Source organism: Pseudomonas sp. F220, assembly GCF_057813935.1.
This window is the reverse complement of record NZ_JBVASJ010000017.1, coordinates 57,117-77,312: the sequence shown is the minus strand read 5'-3', so window position 1 is coordinate 77,312 and position 20,196 is coordinate 57,117. Positions and strand designations below refer to the sequence as shown.

The following is a 20,196-nucleotide window of genomic DNA, read 5'->3' as shown; positions in this document are numbered from 1 at the left end:
CGTTTTACGCGCTGCTCACCCTGTACTCCGAACACCAACGCAACATCCTCAATCGAAACACCTATTAATTTGCTACGCAGCATCGAACCGCGAGGCGGATCAAGGCCCGGATCCGGGTACGAACGGGTAACAGGCTCGCAGTCCAGCGGCGATGTACTTCTCGACGGAAGACACTGACACTTTCAACTCGGTGGCAATGTCGCGGTGGCCCATGCCATGCAGCTTGCACAGCAGTAGCGCCTGACGAGTCTTGGCTGGCTTGCTGTGCAGCGCATCATCGATCTGAGTCAGCGTTTCAGTCACCAAGGCGCGTATCTCCTCTGACGGCGCCAGAGGTTCGGCCTGCAGCTTCAGCCCCTCCAAATGGCTGGCCTCAAGATGCCGGCGGCGATACAGATCGATCACCATCCCTTTGGCGATTTGGGTCAGATGACAGCGAGACTCCTCGGTCGAGGGGACCCGGCCCTTCTTGATGAGATTGAGATAGACGTCATGGGCGAGATCTGCGGCATCGACCGAATTGCCCAGCTTGCGGCGCAACAAGCTGCACAGCCAACTGTGGTGGTCGGCGTACAGCTTTTCAAATTGTTGCTTAAACGCGAACGCTCCGTTGTCCACGACACCTCTCCTGAGACGATGGAATTCGCGACCAGATTTTGACTAATGCGAATCAGTATGATTATTATTTGCATAGTACTGAGTTCGTTGAGCTCCTGCAATGCGATCGGCTTGTAGCGCCTCTTCACACGTGGCGCCGGGGATCAGCACACCTCAATGAGCTGACAGGGCTGATCGACCGGTCCCGCCCACAGGGGTCGGCAAAAAATACGGTGGGTTTCATTCACTTCAAGAATCACGCCTGGAACGACCAGGCGCACCGGGGAAGCGCTGGCAACCCTGGGCGTTACAACAGACCGAGGATGGTTCTGTCGGCACTCGGTGCCATCTCTACTTCTTACTGTTCAGTTTGATAAGGCGGGAAATTTCCATGATGGAACTCAATCCAGATTCGTTACCGAAACTATCTGTCACGGGTGACGAGGAGCATTTCTGGCTCTTGCAGCAGCAATACCCCGAACGTACGCTCAAACACTTCAGCGCCTGGCGGTTCGACGCCGACATCGACCTTTCAAGGCTCGAGCTGGCGATCAAGACCGTCATCGAAACATTGCCCGATCTGAATGCACGCTATCAGTTCAACGACGACGGTGAAGTGCACAAAGTGCACGCCAATGACTGGCAATCTTGCGTTGAGCTCATTCGCTCACACTCCGACGCCGAAGCCACCGATCAATTGCTCTCGCAGCAAGCCGCACCGTGGGACGCGCAGAGCCAGCCGCCGTTCAAGGCGCTGATTATCCAAACCGGGAATGACGTCATCCTCGGTTTCGTACTGCATCAGATCCTCGACCAGACCTGCCAGGAGGACAACCTGTATCGCCGGGTCCTGAACGCCTATGTAGGCCTCTCAGCCAGCGATATTCCCTGGTTGCGCCGCCAGGCGGATGGCGAGGTTCTATCGTCAACAGCCAGTGCGCCCAGCGCCCAGCCAGCGGCCAACAACAGTGAAGTCGCGACGATTATCCTTGGCGAATTCCGCGGGGCCCTGGCAGAGCCCGACATGCAACTTACCGATGACTTTTTTGATTTTGGCGGCCACTCCCTGCTGGCCACCCGCATCATTGGCAAGCTGCTGAGCAACCATGGGATTGAAGTCCAGTTCAATGACTTTTTCAGCGCCCCGTCGGCAGCCGCCCTGGCATCGCGCGCGCACGTCATTCCTCAAAACGATGCGGCCGCTTCTGCTGCACACCTGCCGCAAGAGGTTGTGAAGGCGCCTTTCGCGCTGGCCCAGGCCTCCCTTGGGCGGGCCTACGTTGCCTATGAGTTCGGGACGATTTTCAACCTGCCCTTTGCCCTGGATTTCCTCGATAACGTGGATGAAGCGCTATTCGAGCAGGCCTTCTCCGACCTGCTGAAACGCCATGCCAGCCTGCGTACGACCTTCCACTTCCAGGACAATGAGGCGTATCAGCAAATTGTGCCGGTCGCGCAACTGTCCCACTACAAGTGGTTCTGGCCAAGCCATGAACGCCTGGGTGCAACGCTGGAAAGCGAAGCCTCTTATCAGTTCGATCTGGCCCGCGAACTGCCGATCAGAATTCGCTTCATTTACGACTCGCAACGCAAGCGCCAAACCCTGTCCTTGCTCGTCCATCACATGGCCATTGATGAATGGTCGCTCAACGTCATGATGGAGGAACTGGCCCAGGCCTACCTCGCCCGTGCCGCCGACGCAGCGCCAACTTGGGAAGCACCTGCGCGGTCATTCCATGAGTTCGCCGTACGAGAACAGGCCTCCGGCCTCAATCAGAAGCATCTCGACTACTGGACGAGCATGCTGCGTGATGCAACCCGTGGCTTGAAGCTGCCCTCCCCTGACCATCAGGCCAGCGTGCCTGCCAAAGAAGTTTCATCGAAGGCCCAGTGGTTTGAGATCAAGCCCGACCACGACATCACCCATAACCTGTATGCCTTCGCCAGACAGAACAACTCGTCTCTGTTCAGCGTGGTTTATACGGCCATTGCTCTTTCCCTGCATAAACTCGGTGGCTTGAAGGATATCGTGATCGGCACGTCGGCCTCCGGCCGAACCGACCCGGAGTTTTACGAGACGGTCGGTTACTTCACCACGATGGTGGCGCACCGGGTGCAGTTCGATCCTCAACAGGCAGTTGGCGCACTGATCGAAAACGTCACCCACCTGATCAATGACTCCATGGCCTATGCCGATGTGCCGATGGAGCTGATTCAAAAATCCTTGGGCATGACGGCTGCAGACGGCCTGCTGTTCGACGTCTACATCCAGATTCATGCCAATAACGCCTTGAATGGAGCCTTGAGCACTCCAGACGCAGGGACGATCCGCTACCGGCAGATTGACCCGGACAAGAATCAATCGATGTTCGGGATTCAATTCGAGATTATGGAAGATCTGATCGACGCAAAACGCTCACTGCGCCTGGTGGTCACTTACCGCTCAGATCGTTACAACGCAGAACAGATGGCGCGCCTCAGCGCTACGATTGATCAGGTGTTCGCGCTGTTCGCGACGCCCGATGCAGCCGACATAGTCCTGGATCACATCCGCGCGTAACCGTGGAGCCCCCTCAATCAGGGTCTTGGTAAAGCCAAACGCTTTAACAAGACCCTGTGCATCACGCTCGAATACGAGCCCCTGCCAAGCAGTGACCTCTAAGCCTCATGCATCCCGTAGCGTTGGAACGATGAGCGCTTGGGCAAGCGGTAGTGCTGTCGGCCGAGCAGCTGATTGGCAATCGTCGCATTGCGAATGGCAGCTATCCCGAGATCCGGTGAGCCAACGCCATGTTGGAAGATTTCCGCGTTCTGCACGAAAATGCGGCCGGCGCCTTCATCGCAGCGGCGCGCAGTAAAATCCTCCTGGACGATACAGTCGCCGTGATCATCGGTTTCAAGCACCGTGCCCTTGAGCCTTTCAAACCACTGCGGCCAGACATGCCCGTAACCTGTGGCTGCAACAATGGCATCCGTTTCGAGGGTACTTGTCTGATCCAGTTCACGGTGCAGGTAGGCTATTCGAAGTGTGCCGCCGATATCCTCCACGGTCTCGACCTCGCAGTTGGAAAGCAGGGTCAGGCCCGGATCACTGCCGCCAATCGAGCGCTCGTAGAGTAGGTCGTAGATGTCCGCGATGGTCGAAAAACTGATGCCTTTATAAAGTAGCCCCTGCCCCGCAACGATGTCGCGGCGCCGTTCCCGCGGAATACTGTGAAAGTACTCCATATAGGAAGGCGTAAAACACTCCTGGCCAAGTTTCGAATACTCCATGGGGTGAAAACCCGGCGAGCGCGTGATCCACCGAATCGAAGCCCCCGCCGCAATCCGCTCGGGGGTCAATTCGTTGAACAATGCCAATACGCACTCCGCTGCACTTTGGCCGGAGCCAATAACCGTGACCCTCCGGCATTTCGACAGCTGTTCCTGCCTCTTTCCAAACTCCGCCGAATGCATGACCGGCGCCGTGCTTTTGACTTGGGCCCATTGAGGCAGCAACGGCACGGTACCTACGCCGATCGCGAGGTTCTGGCTGTAGTAGTGCCGCTTGAAGCCTGACACGGACTGGCTTTCAATCAGGAATCGGTCAGCGCTCGCGTCATAGCTCACATCACAGATGTCTTCGCCGAAGTGACAGGCCCGCAGCTGCTGCGACGCCCATCGGCAGTAATGGTCATACTCGCGGCGAGGCACCTGAAAGTTTTCGTAGTAGTAGAACGGGTACAGGCGATCGTGCTGGTGCAGATAATTTAAATAACTCAGCTGATGGGTGGGGTCCGCCATCGTGACCAGGTCCGCCAGAAAGGGAACCTGGAGCGTTGTACCGGGTAACAGAAGCCCTTCATGCCAGCGAAATTCCGCTTTGCGGTCCAGGAAAATACCGGTCACGCCGGGGTGTGTAGACAGTAACGCGGCCAACCCGAGATTAAAGGGCCCTATGCCAACACCGGCAATATCAACAGTTGGTATATCCATCATCCGATCCATCTCCCTAGGCACTGCTGTTTGGGTGGGAATGGGCGCGCCTTGAGGCGCGCCACTCCGTTCATATCAATATCCTTCACGCGATCACGAACCATCGGCCACGAGCAGTCGTTCGACGTCTTGCGCATTGCGACAACGCAGTAATTGCCCGGGCGAAAGCACCACCGAGAAGTCCTCCTGAAACCGTGCCGAAATGGCTTTCAAATGCTGAGGACGCAACCCCAGGCTGATGAAATCAACCGCGTCATCTGCACCGTCCTCCAGCGTCCGACCCAGTACGCTCAAGTAGATATCCAGCACCTTGCTTCTCTGCGTCGACTCGATCCTGGCGGCGGGTCGATGATGGAATTCGGCGCCTTCATTCGCCGGTGCGGTGAGCAGGCTGCGGGCACGATGGCGATCAGGCTTGCCGTTTTGTGACAGCGGCAACTCGTCCACCTTCAGGAACCGCGTGGGCACATGAGAGTGCGGCAGATGTTGGCGGGCGTAGTTGCGCAACTCGGACGCGCTCAGCTCTACAGCGTCTTGCTGACTGACATACAACGCACCGATGCAGACCTCGCCTTGGCGCTGCTCGCCATAGTCCACGACCAGCACGTGCCTGACCGATGGATGATTAATCAGTTCTATCTCGATGTCCGGAAGCGATACCCGCACACCGCGAACTTTCACATAGCCGTTGATGCGACTGTCGAAGATCAAGGTGCCATCGCGACGGTAGCGCCCACAGTCGCCGGTGCGGAAGGCGCGAACGGCTTGGCCATGTTCATCACTGACGGTCACGAACTCGCTCTGTGTCAGGCCGCCGTTTTCCAGATACCCCAGCGCGAGGTTGACGCCGGCCGTGTGAATTCGGCCTACAACGCCCGCCGGACAATGCTCGCCTTGTGGGTTAAGGAGGAAGTAGCTGTTACCGGGTAAGGGCCTTCCATAAGGGATCACCGCCAGATCATCTGCAGCGATTTCGTGCCAGATGCTCCAGATGGTTGTCTCCGTCGGCCCCCCCAGGGAAATCAACCGTGATGACGGCAGCAGCTCGCGCAACTCGGCAATGACGGCGGGCTTGATGTAGTCACCGCCCTGGGCAATCAGGCGCAGACTCTTCAACTCATTGGTGGCGCGGCAAGAGAGGAGCATCTCCAGAATGGCAGGCACGGAACACCACAACGTCACTTGATGCGTGGCAATCAGTTGGTTCCAGCGCACCGCATCCTTTTCCTCGCCCGGGCCAGGAAGCACCAGCGTCGCCCCCGCTGTCAGGCATCCCAACACGTCGAACACCGACATGTCATGGTGAAGCGGGGTCACAGAAATGAACACATCGCGCTCGGTCACAGCCCAGTGCTCAAGGGTGCTGCCGATGACATTGGCAGTGGCTCGGTTGCTCAGGACGACACATTTCGGCTTGCCGGTGGTGCCCGAAGTATAGAGGTAATAGGCGGGTGCTTTGCTCAACGACAGGTCATCCAGCGCGGGCGGAACCTGTGCTTGAACAGACAAAAGCTCATCGGGTGTCGCGACGGGGTGCTCGACCGGCTCACCTTGGGTGATCACCACTAGATCGGGTCGACAGTTTTCCAGCAGGTAATGCAGTCGTTCGCCAGGTGCCGAAGCGTCGATGGGGACCCAGACCAAGCCCGTCAATGCACAGGCCAACATCACCATCGTGTGCTCCGGACTGCGGGGCAGACAGATGGCGACGACATGGCCTTGAGAAAGCCCGCGCGTTTTCAATGCGGCGATAACGCGGCACACGCCATCGCCGAGTTCGGCATAGCTGATTTGCCGGTCACCGCTGACGAGGGCGATTCTGGCGTTGGTGCGATCAAAGATATTCGTCGCGATCCGGCCGAGAAACCCCTCGCGGCACGCCTCAGTGACATTGCCATTCAGACGGTAGTGGCTCCTGTCGATAATCGCCGAAGCATCAATGGTGAAAACACCGCCTGCTGTGATCTGGCCGACCGCCTTCGCGATTGCGTTCAAGACATCGCTGACAACAGCCGGGTCCAGCACTTCGCGCGCATAGTCGATGTCGAACACCAACGCGCCTTCTGCGTTGGCCGAAAAGCGAATATCCATCGCCACCTGTGGCGTCTGGGTCAGCCCGCCACACAGGCTCATGGGACTGTCCGTTGCCGAGACCGGCCAGGAAAAACCGTTGGTGATCACCACTGGCAGTACGGGACCTGGACCGTGGGACTCGAACAGCAGCCGGGCAAGGTCCACGCCTGAAAAGGCCAAATGTTGCAGCCCTTCCAGCACATCCACCTGCAGCCTGGCAGCCCGCTCCGTAAAGCTGTTTGGGTCAGAGTTCCAATTGACCGCGATAAAGCTCGAACGATTGGCAAATGCACCGGTTGTTTGCGGAGCAACGGGAACTGCGACACACAATCCCCCCTCATCGAGCCAGTGAGAAAGCACTTCCAGCACCAGCGCCATCAAGGCGGAATTCTTGAACAGCCGTTGCCGTGCGCCCAGTTTGCAGAGCGCATTAAACGCCTCTTTGGGCACCAGCAGGCTCTGTCGCTCATAGCGGGAAGCGCCCACCTGGTCCAGCGGTGTGGTCCATGGCATCCGCGGTGCACCGCTGACCGCAGAGAGTTTGGCCTTCCAATAAGCGGCGTCCGCCTTGCGTTGACTGGCGAGGTCTTCTGGCTCAGGCGCAGCCTCCATGAGCGGCGTTTCGCCAGATGTGCCCTCGAACAGTTCGACCATGAGGGTTGCGATCGAGCGTCCATCGAGGATCAATGCATCCAAGCGCACAAAGACCGTCAGATGCCCCTCCAGAAGAAGGAATACCGTTACATTCCAAGGCGAACGATCCAGCTCAAAAAGCGCGTGTGCATAAGCCTCACGACGCTCCTCGACGTACCCGAGCGCCTCTTCTGGCGACATGGCAGTGAGGTCGATTTCCTGCAGGTTTATCTGCGCCTCATCACTGACAAACTGCACGAGCTTCTGCGCATCGATCCGTGTTCGCAGGCTTTCGTGGCGCTGGACCATTTCAACCAAACGGTTTCGCAGCAGGGCAGGATCCATGCGCCCGCGGTACTCGCGAAACTCCTGCATGGCCACGCCACCCAGCGGCATCTGCGCGCTGCGCCCAAGCAGATAGGCCTGCTGCAAAGCGGTCAGTGGCCTCTCGGCAACCGCCCGGTGAACAGTGTCTTCAGGCACGGTTTGCTCCGAAGCGCCGGGATGCAGCGGTTGATCCAGGACAGAGGAGCAGACAGCGACCTCGCGCACGACCGCAACGAAACGGTCGAACATGGCCGACACCCATTCTCGTGGCAGTGCATCAAGACGGATGTCCCAATTGACGAGGATGCCGCCGTCGGCGCACGCAATCTGCGCGTCGAGAGCCACCTGAGGTCCTTGGGAGATAACCCAGTTCATCGGGCCAAAAACACGCCGGACGCGCTCCGAGAAAAGATCACCGCCAGGCATGTCCAACGCCGCCGTAAACACGACAGGCGCCAGTTGCGGCGAACCATGATGGCGGGAAAGATCGCGCATCAGATTCACCCCCGGATAGGCGCAATGCTCGAGTAAATCGACCATCTTCCTCGCCAGTTGCGTGCAAAGCGCTGCGGGACTCTGGGCCGACTCAACATCCACATCGAGCATAAGCACGTTGGCAAAATCGCCGACTACCCGCTCAACCCCATCCACAAGCGGCGGGCGCCAGAACGTGGGGACATTGAGGCGAAATGTCTTGTCCCCTGTCTGTGCCCCGAGAACGGCCGCAAAAAGCCCCATCATCAAGGTAGACAGGGTCATTCTTCGTTCACGGGCGAGACGCTGTAACGCCTGACGCTCCTCGGGGCCAAGCCATGTGCTTAATCGATGGCTACGCGCTTGATCTGGCTGGGCATCGAGAAAAGGCAACGTCGGCGCAGGCGCGACGTCAGCCAGGCGCTCACGCCACCAGAGACGGTCACGGGCGCGGGCGGCCTTGAGCGACGTATCGGTACGCGCTTTGTCGTACCAATCGAAGAAAGATGGCGTGAGTGGAACGGGCCCGTCGGGGTCCTCATAAAACCTTGCGAGGTCTTCCATCAGCGTGCGCAAACTCGACGGATCGATGGCGATCATGTCCGTATCGACATGTAAGCGGAACTCGTCGTCAGCCAGCAGGCTCACGGAGAAACGTGCGGCTTGGCCGTGGCAGAGATCAAGCTGCTGATGAGTCCACTCCTCGCGCTTGCCGAGCAGATGCCGCTCCACTTCCTGCTCTGTCAACAATCGTAAATCTTCGACCTCCAGCTGCGGCGATTGATCCACCGAAGCAATGGATTGCAACCCTTCGGCATTCACCCGAACCCGAAGCATTGGATGCAGCAGACACACCCGTTCAAGTGCCTCGCGAAACCGTTCCAGGTCAATGGAATGGCCATCGAACTCGGCATAAAGATGAGCCGAAACTCCCCCTAAAGCCGCATGAGCACTGCGCCCAATCCAGCAGGCGGCCTGCATTGAAGTTAACTCTCTCATGGCTCACTCATGCGATTGACAAATCTAAATGATTAGCGCCCCCTATTAGAAACGATAATCATTATAATTCAACAGTTAATTTTTTGACCCACGGGCCACGGAGGCTTCCCCCAATGAGAACGGGCACCCTGAGAACAAATGACATGGATGAGGTGCAACTGATTGATGAAAAGGAGAGTTTTTCATTCACATCTGGCGACCGAGAGCTTGCAGTCGCAGGGATGCTTCAGAGAATCGAAACACCTGCCATCGGCGGCGATGACCCCAATAGCCTGTTCCAGAAATCGGTTGTGCAAGCCCTCGATCGAGCGCGCAAGGCCGGCCAGAGCAATCCGATAATAGTCGGCGCCATCCCTTTCGATCCCGCTGAAGCCTCTTGCCTCTACATCCCCGAACACGCTGAGTGGCGAGCGCGAAGCGCCATCGCGCAAACGGGCGGTACAACACTGCCTGAGCTGATCGAGCAGAAAAACATCCCGAACGAGCAGGCATTCAAGCGGGCGGTAGAACACGCCATCGTGAACTTCCGCCACAGTGACGTGCGCAAGGCAGTGCTCTCTGTGCAGCGAGAATTGGTTTTCGCACAGGATGTTGATGTGTGCGCCATGCAGAACAATCTGCGGGCCCAGAACCAAAACGGCTATCACTTCCGCGTTCCAATGCCTGATGGCGCCACGCTGATCGGCGTCAGTCCCGAGCTTCTTGTTCGCAAGGAAGGCCTAAGCTTCGTATCCAACCCGCTGGCAGGCTCGGCCAAACGCATGGCCGATTCGCAAGCCGACCGCCTCAATGCAGATTGGCTGTCAACGTCGGAAAAGGATCACTACGAGCACCGTCTCGTGACACAGGACATCACCACTCAACTAGGAGAGCTGTGCGCACAATTGAATGTGCCAGAACGCCCTTCCCTCATCAGCACCCCCGCACTCTGGCATCTCTCCACGCGTATCGAAGGCACATTGGCGGATCCGTCCGTCTCGGCCTTGCAGCTTGCCTGCCGCCTGCACCCGACGCCTGCCGTATGTGGGTTTCCCACCGAGCGCGCCCGGCGACTGATCCGTTTCGTCGAACCCTTCGAGCGCGGCCTGTTCACCGGCATGGTTGGTTGGTGCGATGCCCAGGGCAATGGCGAATGGGTCGTGACGATTCGCTGCGGCACCGTTAAACGCAACAGGGTGCGGCTGTTCGCCGGTGCGGGCATCGTCGAAGCCTCGAATCCCGACTCCGAATGGACAGAAGTCCAGACCAAACTCGGCACCATGCTGCGCGCATGCGGACTGACCCACTAACTTGAACTTCATTACTAGTGACAACTATGACTATTGAATTTAATCACTGGCCTCAAGACCGAGCTCAAAGCTATCGGGACAAGGGCTACTGGATCGATAAGCCGCTCACGCGCATTCTCCAGGTGCGCAGCCAGTCGCAACCGCACGCGTTGGCGATTATTTGCGGTGATCGCCGATTCAGCTATGGCGAGCTGGACCAACTGTCGTCCAACCTTGCCTCGCGACTAGCGGCCAGTGGGCTCGGCAAAGGCGACACCGCCTTGGTGCAACTGCCCAATATCGCGGAGTTTTACATTGTCTTCTTCGCACTGCTCAAGGCCGGGATCGCGCCCCTCAACGCGCTATACAGCCATCGAAAACTGGAACTCAAGACCTACGCCAGGCAAATCGAGCCAAGGCTACTGATCGCCTCTCGCGAGCATGAAGTCTTTCGCGATGACAGCTTTATCGCAGACTTCAAGGAGGCCGGCTCAAGCCCTGAAATCACCTTGCTGCTGGGCGAGCAGCGTCGCGAAAACAATCTCACTGACTGGATCGAAACCCCAGACGAGAGCCCCGCGAATATCTCCCCCACCGAACCGGGTGAAGTGGCGCTATTCCAACTGTCGGGCGGCAGCACGGGCACCCCCAAACTCATCCCGCGTACCCATAACGACTATTACTACAACGCGCGGTCGAGTGCGAAAATATGCGGTCTGACACCGCAGACTCGCTTTCTTTGCGCCCTGCCTGCGGCGCATAACTTCTTGCTCAGCTCGCCCGGTGCCTTGGGTGTCCTGTATGCAGGCGGCTGTATCGTCATGGCCCCCAGCCCGGAACCCCTGACCTGTTTTTCGATCATCCAGCGCCATGGGGTGAATACCGCGGCACTGGTTCCAAGCGCAGTCGCCTTGTGGTTGCAGGCAGCACCGGACCACAGAGAGCAACTGCAATCGCTGGAATTCCTCCAGGTCGGCGGCGCCTGCTTCGCCGATTCGCTTGCACGCCAGGTTCCCGGCGTTCTCGGCTGCAAGCTGCAACAGGTGTTCGGCATGGCCGAGGGCCTCATCAATTACACCCGACTGGACGACTCTGACGAGCAGATCTTCACCACTCAAGGCCGCCCGATCAGCCCGGGCGACGAAATCAAAATCGTCGATGAACAAGGCGTTCCCGTCCAGGACGGCGAGCCTGGCATGCTCGCCACACGCGGCCCCTACACGTTCTGTGGGTACTACCGAAGCCCCGAACAGAATGCCCAGGCGTTCGATGATGAGGGTTACTACTATTCCGGCGACCTCGTCCAGCTCACCCCGCAAGGCGATTTGCGGGTAGTCGGCAGGGTAAAGGACCAGATCAACCGCGGCGGCGAAAAAGTGGCATCGGAGGAAATAGAAAACCTTATCGTCCTCCACCCCGACGTGACCCATGCAGGCTTGGTGGCCATGCCCGACGACATGCTGGGTGAAAAGAGCTGCGCGTTCATCGTCTCCCGCAACCCCAACCTGAAACCACCCGCACTGAGACGCCACTTGATGGAGCTCGGTATCGCCGAATACAAACTTCCCGACCGCATCCGGCTCATCGAAATCATGCCGCTCACCGCGGTGGGCAAGATCGATAAGAAGCATCTGCGTCAGCTCCTGGCCGCGGAAACCACACGCGCCTGGCTACAAACACGCGTACTGCAACTCATCGAGGACGGAACGGACCTGGACCCGGAGGAAAACCTGATTTTCTACGGCCTCGACTCTTTGCAAGTGATGAGACTCGCAGCAGAACTCAAGGATCGAGGTATAGCCGTCAGTTTTGAAGAACTGGCGAACTCACCCACGCTTGCCAGTTGGTGGTCGTTGGTAGAAACGCGGCAGAAGGCCGCGTGATGACGACGAGCAACGAGAACACTCGCCGAGACAGTGACGGCCAGAGAACGATCTGATTGTAGTCAAGCGGGCCGACTCATCTGCAACAACGTCCTGTCCACTGCATTGAGCTCGGCCCGCCAAGTCGATTTAAAAGGAGTTAGCAATGACTTTATCCACTGCCGATCAAACCAGGCTTGATAGCTTTTGGCAGCACTGCTTGAAGAATCAGTACTTCAATATCGGATACCCGGAGTCAGCGGATTTTGATTACTCCCAGCTGCATCGATTCTTGCGTTTTTCGATCAACAACTGCGGAGACTGGAACGAGTACAGCAACTATGTATTGAACTCTTTTGACTTTGAAAAGGAGGTCATGGAGTACTTCTCCGAGCTATTCAGCATTCCCCTCGAAGACAGCTGGGGTTACGTCACCAACGGGGGAACGGAAGGCAACATGTTTGGTTGCTATCTGGGCCGCGAACTCTTCCCGGAGGGCACCCTGTACTACTCAAAAGATACCCATTATTCCGTGGCGAAAATTGTCAAATTGCTGCGTATCAAATGCCGCGCTGTCGAGTCATCGGCCAATGGAGAAATAGACTATGACGACTTGATGGAGAAAATCACCGCCGATAAGGAGCGCCACCCCATCATCTTCGCCAACATCGGCACGACGATGCGCGGCGCCGTCGATAACATCGCCACTATTCAACAACGCCTGCATCAGGCGGGCATTGCCCGTCACGACTATTACCTGCACGCAGACGCTGCGCTGAGCGGGATGATCCTGCCCTTCGTCGATGACCCACAGCCCTTCACTTTTGCCGATGGTATCGATTCGATCTGCGTCTCCGGCCACAAGATGATCGGCTCCCCCATTCCGTGCGGAATCGTGGTAGCCAAACAAAAGAACGTCGCACGCATCTCGGTTGAAGTTGACTATATTTCGGCCAATGACAAGACCATCAGCGGCTCGCGCAATGGCCATACGCCGATGATGATGTGGGCGGCGCTTCGCAGTCACTCATTGGCTGACTGGCGCCGCCGTATCAAGCACAGCCTGGAGACGGCGCAGTATGCCGTCGATCGACTCCAGGCCGCAGGCGTTGACGCCTGGCGCAACGAAAACTCCATCACCGTGGTGTTCCCTTGTCCGTCGGAGAGGATATCGAAGAAATATTGCCTGGCCACCTCCGGAAATACCGCACACCTGATCGCCACGCCTCATCATCACGACAACAGAATGATCGATGCGTTGATCGACGAGGTGATTGCTGATCTTCAGCCGGATGCCTGGCGATCCAGGAGAGCGCACGCTAAACAGGTCATTAGCGAACTGCTGCCTTCGGACCCATTCAATTTTCGCACCCACTACCTTGCGCCGGATTTAACGTTAACTGACGAGAGATAAACAGCGGTCAGCATCAGCCCCTCAAACACACACCCTTCTCATCATTGTTAATAGAGACAAACATCATGCCGCAACTTAAAGCGCCTGAAGCCTGCGAAAACCTCAGTGACATTCGGGCAGGCATCGACTTTTTCGACCGTCAGATCCTTGAGTCCCTGCAACAACGCCTGGGTTATGTGAAAGCAGCGGTGCAATTCAAAGCCGACGAGCAGGCTATACCCGCTCCAGAACGAGTCGCGGCGATGCTTGAAGATCGCCGTGAATGGGCAACCGCCGCCGGGTTTGACGCAGCCTTTGTCGAGAAGCTATACGAGCACATTATTCACTGGAATATTCAGCAGCAAATTCTGCATTGGCGAGCCACTTATCCCGATCGGGCTCAAGCATAAACCCACTTATGGGCAATATGGCGCTACTCGATTGCCTCAAGCAGACACGGCAGCGCTCAATCAGCAGTAGACGCCCGGTTGATGGTGTTCAGGAGGTGCACCTGTACGTGGTGCGGAAGAAGGCGGCCAAGACCAGTGACGCGGCGTGGATTCATTTTCGGGTGACGGCTGAGTTGCAGGCTGTAATCATCCATTGCCGGGACAACATCGCTTCGCCTTACCTGGTACACCGGGAGCCTGATCGTCTGAAACAGAAATAGGCTCAGACGAAAGACCACTGGACCAAGATTGAAGATAGGTATTTGACTCGAGCATTCAAGAAGCTCGTGAGGTGGCGATGTTATGCAGGATGGAAAGAAGAAGAGATACCAGGCTTCCACGAAGTCCGAGCGCTGTCGCTTCACCTTTACAAAAAGGCCGGGAAGGATGGGCAGAAAATAGCAGGCCATGCGAGCGAGGGCATGACCAAAAACTACCAGCGCGACCACGAAGAAATCATCTGGTCAGAGGCGATTCCGGACCTAATGTGAGTTAGCAGCGGATTTGGCACCGACCAGGACCTTGCAAGAGATTCCGAGCTGACCGCTAGAAGCCGCGGCCGACGGATCTTTCGAGGGTTCAGCGGCACTCAATCGGTGCCAACTACCTGCAAAATGGTTTGTCACCAAAACAGCAAGAAGTCGGGTGAATTTGCGGTCTGTTTGGCACTGCGGTTTGGGCCCAAAAACGTCGAATTTGGAGGTATGAGTCAGGCTCTCGGACGCGATGGTTTGATTCCAAATCAGCCCCTGGGCCTTGTGATCAAAGGGTCTTCAGAAGGCCCACAGCCCGTCAGCAATCAATTCGAATAGATGCGCCCTCCCCGCGCTCTGTTCCGTTTCCCTAGCGCACAATCGGAAGTCCGGCCTAAAGGTGCTTCCGTTTGTCTTCAAAGGCACGGCCCGCGTGACGTACAGCCGGTTTCGCTGATTTGGGATGGTGACCTTTTAGAACGAAGAATCGGAACTGAGCTTCCAGGTTTAGCGCCGCGGAGCGGGTGAGGAAAAACGCCCTAATCGCCCGAAAACAGGGCGTTTGGCAAGGCTATCTGACATGCGAAAAAGCTGAGAAAGGAAGAGAAATATCAGACAGGATTGGTGCCAAAGGCAGCGCGAAAAAGGGCCAAAAGCGGCGTGAACTCACAAAATCCCGGACATGAAAAAGCCCAACCTTTTCAGATTGGGCTAAGTCATTGAAAAATATGGTCGGGACGGAGTGATTCGAACACTCGACCCCTAGCACCCCATGCTAGTGCGCTACCGGACTGCGCTACGCCCCGACTAGGCGTGAAACTCGTTTCGCTTCTCACGGAACGCTCAGGAATATAACGCAAGCTTTTGAAATGTGGAAGTATTTAAAAGCCGAAATTTTACTTCTTGAGCACCACCAGGACATCTTCCAGTTCGGCGATCATCTGGCGAATCATTTGCTTGTATTGGGTCGTGTCGTCTTTGGCTTCATCACCGGAAAGACGCAGACGCGCTCCGCCGATGGTGAACCCCTGGTCATACAGCAACGCGCGGATCTGCCGGATCATCAGCACATCCTGGCGCTGGTAGTACCGACGGTTTCCGCGGCGCTTGACGGGGTTGAGTTGAGGAAACTCCTGCTCCCAATAGCGCAGCACGTGCGGTTTAACCGCACAAAGCTCGCTGACTTCACCGATGGTGAAGTAGCGTTTGCCTGGGATGACGGGTAGCTCGTCGTTATGACTTGGTTCCAGCATAAGCCTCAACTCGGGCCTTCAACTTCTGCCCTGGACGAAAGGTGACCACACGGCGAGCCGTGATCGGGATTTCTTCTCCCGTTTTCGGATTGCGGCCAGGCCGCTGGCGTTTGTCCCGAAGGTCGAAGTTGCCGAAACCGGACAACTTCACCTGTTCGTTGTCTTCAAGAGCGTGCCTGATTTCTTCAAAAAACAGTTCGACCAATTCCTTGGCCTCCCGTTTATTCAGGCCCAACTCTTCATACAGACGTTCCGCCATTTCAGCCTTCGTCAGAGCCCCCATACGTCACTTCCTTAACGTGGCGTTCAACCTTTGTTCGAGCGAGGTGAGGATGTTTTGCGTCGTAGTATTCACCTCATCGTCATTAAGAGTGCGCGATGGATGCTGCCAGGTCAAGCCGACTGCAAGGCTTTTTCTATGCGGATCAATGCCTTTACCCTGATACACGTCAAATAGCCTGAGGTCTGTCAGCCACTCGCCTGCATTTTCACGGATTACGTCCAGTACGGCACTGGCTGCAACGTCTTTGTCGGCCAGCAACGCCAGGTCACGACGTACTTCAGGAAAGCGCGATAACTCGTGGAATTTAGGCATTTTGCCCAACGCCACTTCCGCCAAAACCAGCTCGAAAACGAAGACCGGACGGTCGAGACCGAGGGTTTTCGACAATTCTGGGTGGATAGCACCAACGTAACCTACTTCTCGACCATCACGCTCGATGCGCGCGGTTTGACCCGGATGCAACGCAGGATGGTTGCCCGGCACGAAGGTGAACGCGTCCAGTGCACCGGCAAAGCCCAGCACTGCTTCCACGTCGGCTTTGACGTCGAAGAAGTCCACTGCATCGCGACCTTGCGCCCAGCCTTCCGGCAGACGGCTACCGCACACCACACCGGCCAGCATCGGCTCTTGCTTCAGACCTTCCAGCTGACCAACGAAGCGCAGGCCGCTTTCGAACAGGCGCACGCGATCTTGTTGACGATTCAGGTTGTGCTGAAGCGCCTTGACCAGACCTGGCCACAGGGACGAGCGCATGGCAGCCATGTCGTTCGAAATCGGGTTGGCCAGCAGCAGCGGTTCGACGCCCGGATTAAACAGCTCGAACTGTTTCGGATCGATGAAGCTATAGGTGATCGCTTCCTGATAACCACGGGCCACCAGCAGACGGCGCAGCTCAGGCAGATCGCTCCGAGCCTCAGCCTTGGCTTGCGGCGCCAGACGGGCTTGCGGGTAGCGAACCGGCAGACGGTTGTAGCCGTACAGACGGGCCAGCTCTTCGATCAGGTCGACTTCGAGGCTGATATCGAAGCGAAAGCTTGGCACTTCTACGCGCCACTGCCCTGCCCCATCGGCAGAAATGGTCAGACCCAAAGCGCTGAGCAGACGCTCTACTTCGGTCGAATCCATTTCCATACCCAGCATCTGGGTGATGCGCTGGGCACGCAAAGTGATCGGCGCGATCGACGGCAAGTGCTGCTCGCTGACGGTTTCGATGATCGGACCGGCTTCGCCGCCAGTGATGTCCAGCAGCAGGCCTGTGGCGCGCTCCATGGCTTCACGGGCCAGTTGCCAATCCACACCACGCTCGTAGCGGTGCGAGGCGTCGGTGTGCAGGCCGTAGGAACGCGCTTTGCCAGCGACCGCAATCTGGTCGAAGAACGCGCTTTCCAGGAAGACGTCGCGAGTGGTCGCAGACACACCGCTGTGCTCGCCGCCCATCACGCCGGCAATGGCCAAGGCGCGGGAGTGGTCGGCGATTACCAGCGTATCGCTACGCAGGCTGACTTCCTGACCGTCGAGCAATACCAGCTTCTCGCCTTCATCGGCCATGCGCACGCGGATGCCGCCATTGATTTCAGCGAGATCGAACGCGTGCAGCGGTTGACCCAGTTCCAGCATCACGTAGTTAGTGATGTCGACGGCAGCGTCGATGCTGCGCACGTCGGCACGACGCAGACGCTCGACCATCCACAGCGGCGTAGGCTTGGACAGATCGACGTTGCGGATCACCCGACCGAGGTAACGTGGGCAAGCCGCTGGTGCCAGGACTTCAACCGAGCGCACTTCATCGTGCACGGCTGGAACAGTCGCAACGACAGGGCGTGTGACTTCAGCAGCGTAGAGCGCGCCGACTTCACGGGCCAGACCAGCCAGGGACAGGCAGTCGCCGCGGTTCGGGGTCAGATCGACCTCAATGCTCGCGTCGTCCAGGCTCAGGTACTCACGAATATCCTGACCGACAGGAGCATCGGCCGGTAATTCCATCAGACCATCATTGCCTTCACCGACTTGCAGCTCGGCCTGGGAGCACAGCATGCCGTTGGATTCAACGCCACGCAGCTTGGCTTTCTTGATCTTGAAGTCGCCTGGCAGCTCGGCACCGATCATGGCGAACGGGATTTTCAGGCCCGGACGCACGTTTGGCGCGCCGCATACTACCTGGAAAGTCTGCGAGCCATTGCTGACCTGGCACACGCGCAGCTTGTCGGCGTCCGGGTGTTGCTCGGTGCTCAGCACTTCGCCCACGACCACACCACTGAATTCACCGGCGGCCGGCGTTACGCTATCGACCTCAAGACCGGCCATCGACAGACGAGCAACCAGCTCGTCGCGACTTACCTGCGGGCTTACCCAGCCGCGCAGCCATTGTTCACTGAATTTCATCCTGCTCTCCTAAAAATTCGTTACGACTAGCGAAATTGCGCAAGGAACCGCAAGTCGTTGTCGAAGAACAGACGCAAGTCATTCACGCCGTAACGCAGCATGGCCAGACGCTCAACGCCCATGCCGAAGGCGAAGCCCGAGAACTCTTCCGGGTCGATCCCGGACATACGCAGCACGTTCGGGTGAACCATCCCGCAGCCCATGACTTCCAGCCAGCCAGTCTGCTTGCAGACACGGCAGCCTTTACCGCTGCACATCACGCACTCCATGTCGACTTCGGCGGACGGCTCGGTGAACGGGAAGAACGAAGGACGGAAGCGCACTGCCAGTTCTTTTTCGAAGAACACACGCAGAAATTCCTCGATGGTCCCTTTCAGGTCGGCGAAGTTGATATCGCGGTCGACCAGCAGGCCTTCGACCTGGTGGAACATCGGAGAATGGGTGATATCCGAGTCGCAACGATAAACACGGCCTGGGCAGACGATGCGGATCGGCGGCTGTTTCGATTCCATGGTGCGGACCTGTACCGGCGAGGTATGGGTGCGCAGCAGCATGTTCGCATTGAAATAGAAGGTGTCATGCATCGCACGGGCCGGGTGATGGCCTGGGATGTTGAGCGCCTCGAAGTTGTGGTAATCGTCTTCGACCTCAGGGCCTTCGGCGATGCCGTAGCCGATGTGAGTGAAGAACTGTTCGATACGTTCCAGAGTGCGGGTAACCGGATGCAGACCACCAGAGGTCTGACCACGGCCAGGCAGGGTCACGTCAATGGACTCGGCGGAAAGTTTGGCGGCTAGATCAGCCTCTTCAAACAACGCCTTGCGCGCATTGAGAACCTCTGTGACACGCTCCTTGGCAACGTTGATCAGGGCGCCGACCTGCGGACGCTCTTCTGCCGGCAAATTCCCCAGGGTCTTCATCACCTGAGTCAACTCGCCCTTCTTGCCAAGGTAGTGAACCCGGATTTGCTCCAGGGCATTGATATCTTCAGCGCTTTGCACAGCCTCTAGTGCTTGAGAGACCAGCGCATCCAGGTTTTCCATGTACAGACTCCAGATACAAAATAGGGGAAGAGCTTAAAGGCTCTTCCCCTATTTATGACGTTTAACACCTGGCCCCACAGAGGTGAAGCCGGGTGACTGTCGGGGGTACTTAAGCCAAGGTGGCTTTAGCTTTCTCGACAATCGCAGCAAACGCCGCTTTTTCGTTCACTGCCAGATCAGCCAGAACCTTACGGTCGATCTCGATGGACGCTTTTTTCAGGCCGGCGATGAAACGGCTGTAGGACAGACCGTTGATACGAGCACCAGCGTTGATACGAGCGATCCACAGAGCGCGGAACTGACGTTTTTTCTGACGACGGTCACGGTAGGCGTATTGGCCTGCCTTGATTACCGCTTGCTTGGCAACACGGAATACGCGTGAACGCGCGCCGTAGTAGCCTTTAGCAAGTTTCAGAATTTTTTTGTGACGCTTACGGGCAATGACGCCACGCTTTACACGAGCCATGAGTTACTTCCTCTATTCTTAACCAAAAATTAGCAAAGGCGCAGCATGCGCTTGACTTTTGCAACGTCAGACGGATGCAGCAAGCTGCTACCGCGCAGTTGACGCTTACGCTTAGTCGACATTTTGGTCAGGATGTGGCTCTTGAAAGCGTGTTTGTGCTTGATACCGTTAGCAGTTTTCAGAAACCGCTTAGCAGCACCACTTTTAGTCTTCATCTTTGGCATGTTCGGATACTCCGCATTCAGT

14 protein-coding genes, 1 tRNA gene and 1 pseudogene are annotated in these 20,196 nt (G+C 57.2%); 6 read left to right on the top strand and 10 right to left on the bottom strand.

Annotation, left to right across the window (positions count from 1 at the left end; all coding sequences use genetic code 11):
• Window positions 1-99: 99 nt before the first annotated feature.
• Window positions 100-618, bottom strand: a complete 519-nt coding sequence (locus ACZYSM_RS16490) for a sigma-70 family RNA polymerase sigma factor (RefSeq protein WP_489072523.1) — start codon at window positions 616-618, stop codon at window positions 100-102.
• Between the two features lie 370 nt (window positions 619-988).
• On the opposite strand from ACZYSM_RS16490, the gene ACZYSM_RS16485 reads away from it, so the two are divergent.
• Window positions 989-3,157: a condensation domain-containing protein gene (locus ACZYSM_RS16485; RefSeq protein WP_489072522.1), complete on the top strand. Its 2,169-nt coding sequence runs from the start codon at window positions 989-991 to the stop codon at window positions 3,155-3,157.
• Between the two features lie 98 nt (window positions 3,158-3,255).
• On the opposite strand, the gene basC is transcribed toward ACZYSM_RS16485, so the two are convergent.
• Both basC and ACZYSM_RS16475 read right to left on the bottom strand, forming a co-directional pair.
• Window positions 3,256-4,572, bottom strand: a complete 1,317-nt coding sequence (gene basC / locus ACZYSM_RS16480; RefSeq protein WP_489072521.1) for a putative histamine N-monooxygenase — start codon at window positions 4,570-4,572, stop codon at window positions 3,256-3,258.
• A 93-nt stretch (window positions 4,573-4,665) separates the two neighbouring features.
• Window positions 4,666-9,078: an amino acid adenylation domain-containing protein gene (locus ACZYSM_RS16475; protein WP_489072520.1), complete on the bottom strand. Its 4,413-nt coding sequence runs from the start codon at window positions 9,076-9,078 to the stop codon at window positions 4,666-4,668.
• Between the two features lie 143 nt (window positions 9,079-9,221).
• Between ACZYSM_RS16475 and ACZYSM_RS16470 the strand changes: the two genes are divergently transcribed.
• From ACZYSM_RS16470 to ACZYSM_RS16450, 5 genes and pseudogenes are all read left to right on the top strand, one after another.
• The gene (locus ACZYSM_RS16470) at window positions 9,222-10,367 is read left to right on the top strand and encodes an isochorismate synthase (RefSeq protein ID WP_489072519.1); all 1,146 of its coding nucleotides are present in this window, start codon (window positions 9,222-9,224) and stop codon (window positions 10,365-10,367) included.
• Window positions 10,368-10,393: 26 nt separating this feature from the next.
• The gene (locus ACZYSM_RS16465; RefSeq protein WP_489072518.1) at window positions 10,394-12,229 is read left to right on the top strand and encodes a (2,3-dihydroxybenzoyl)adenylate synthase; all 1,836 of its coding nucleotides are present in this window, start codon (window positions 10,394-10,396) and stop codon (window positions 12,227-12,229) included.
• 145 nt (window positions 12,230-12,374) lie between these two features.
• Complete coding sequence (locus ACZYSM_RS16460; protein ID WP_489072517.1) at window positions 12,375-13,622, top strand: histidine decarboxylase; 1,248 nt, start codon at window positions 12,375-12,377, stop codon at window positions 13,620-13,622.
• A 65-nt stretch (window positions 13,623-13,687) separates the two neighbouring features.
• Complete coding sequence (locus tag ACZYSM_RS16455; RefSeq protein ID WP_489072516.1) at window positions 13,688-14,011, top strand: isochorismate lyase; 324 nt, start codon at window positions 13,688-13,690, stop codon at window positions 14,009-14,011.
• Window positions 14,012-14,103: 92 nt separating this feature from the next.
• Window positions 14,104-14,541: pseudogene (locus ACZYSM_RS16450) on the top strand (site-specific integrase); the annotation flags it as partial.
• 711 nt (window positions 14,542-15,252) lie between these two features.
• On the opposite strand, the gene ACZYSM_RS16445 reads toward ACZYSM_RS16450, so the two are convergent.
• The 7 genes from ACZYSM_RS16445 to rpmI form a co-directional block, all read right to left on the bottom strand.
• A tRNA-Pro gene (locus tag ACZYSM_RS16445) sits at window positions 15,253-15,329 on the bottom strand.
• A 90-nt stretch (window positions 15,330-15,419) separates the two neighbouring features.
• Window positions 15,420-15,776 (bottom strand): MerR family transcriptional regulator, encoded by a 357-nt coding sequence (locus ACZYSM_RS16440; protein WP_003179985.1) that lies wholly within the window; start codon window positions 15,774-15,776, stop codon window positions 15,420-15,422.
• Entirely contained in the window at window positions 15,757-16,059 is a 303-nt protein-coding gene (gene ihfA / locus ACZYSM_RS16435; protein ID WP_002553164.1) for an integration host factor subunit alpha, read from the bottom strand. The genes ACZYSM_RS16440 and ihfA overlap by 20 nt, the downstream gene beginning before the upstream one ends.
• 3 nt (window positions 16,060-16,062) lie before the next feature.
• Complete coding sequence (pheT, locus tag ACZYSM_RS16430) at window positions 16,063-18,441, bottom strand: phenylalanine--tRNA ligase subunit beta (RefSeq protein WP_489072515.1); 2,379 nt, start codon at window positions 18,439-18,441, stop codon at window positions 16,063-16,065.
• Between the two features lie 26 nt (window positions 18,442-18,467).
• Window positions 18,468-19,484, bottom strand: a complete 1,017-nt coding sequence (pheS, locus tag ACZYSM_RS16425; RefSeq protein ID WP_489072514.1) for a phenylalanine--tRNA ligase subunit alpha — start codon at window positions 19,482-19,484, stop codon at window positions 18,468-18,470.
• Window positions 19,485-19,593: 109 nt separating this feature from the next.
• On the bottom strand, window positions 19,594-19,950 hold the full coding sequence (gene rplT / locus ACZYSM_RS16420; protein WP_007905879.1) for a 50S ribosomal protein L20: 357 nt from the start codon (window positions 19,948-19,950) through the stop codon (window positions 19,594-19,596).
• Window positions 19,951-19,979: 29 nt separating this feature from the next.
• Window positions 19,980-20,174 carry a 50S ribosomal protein L35 gene (gene rpmI / locus ACZYSM_RS16415; protein ID WP_003442181.1) on the bottom strand — a complete coding sequence of 65 codons (195 nt, stop codon included), beginning with the start codon at window positions 20,172-20,174 and terminating at the stop codon, window positions 19,980-19,982.
• Window positions 20,175-20,196: the final 22 nt, after the last annotated feature.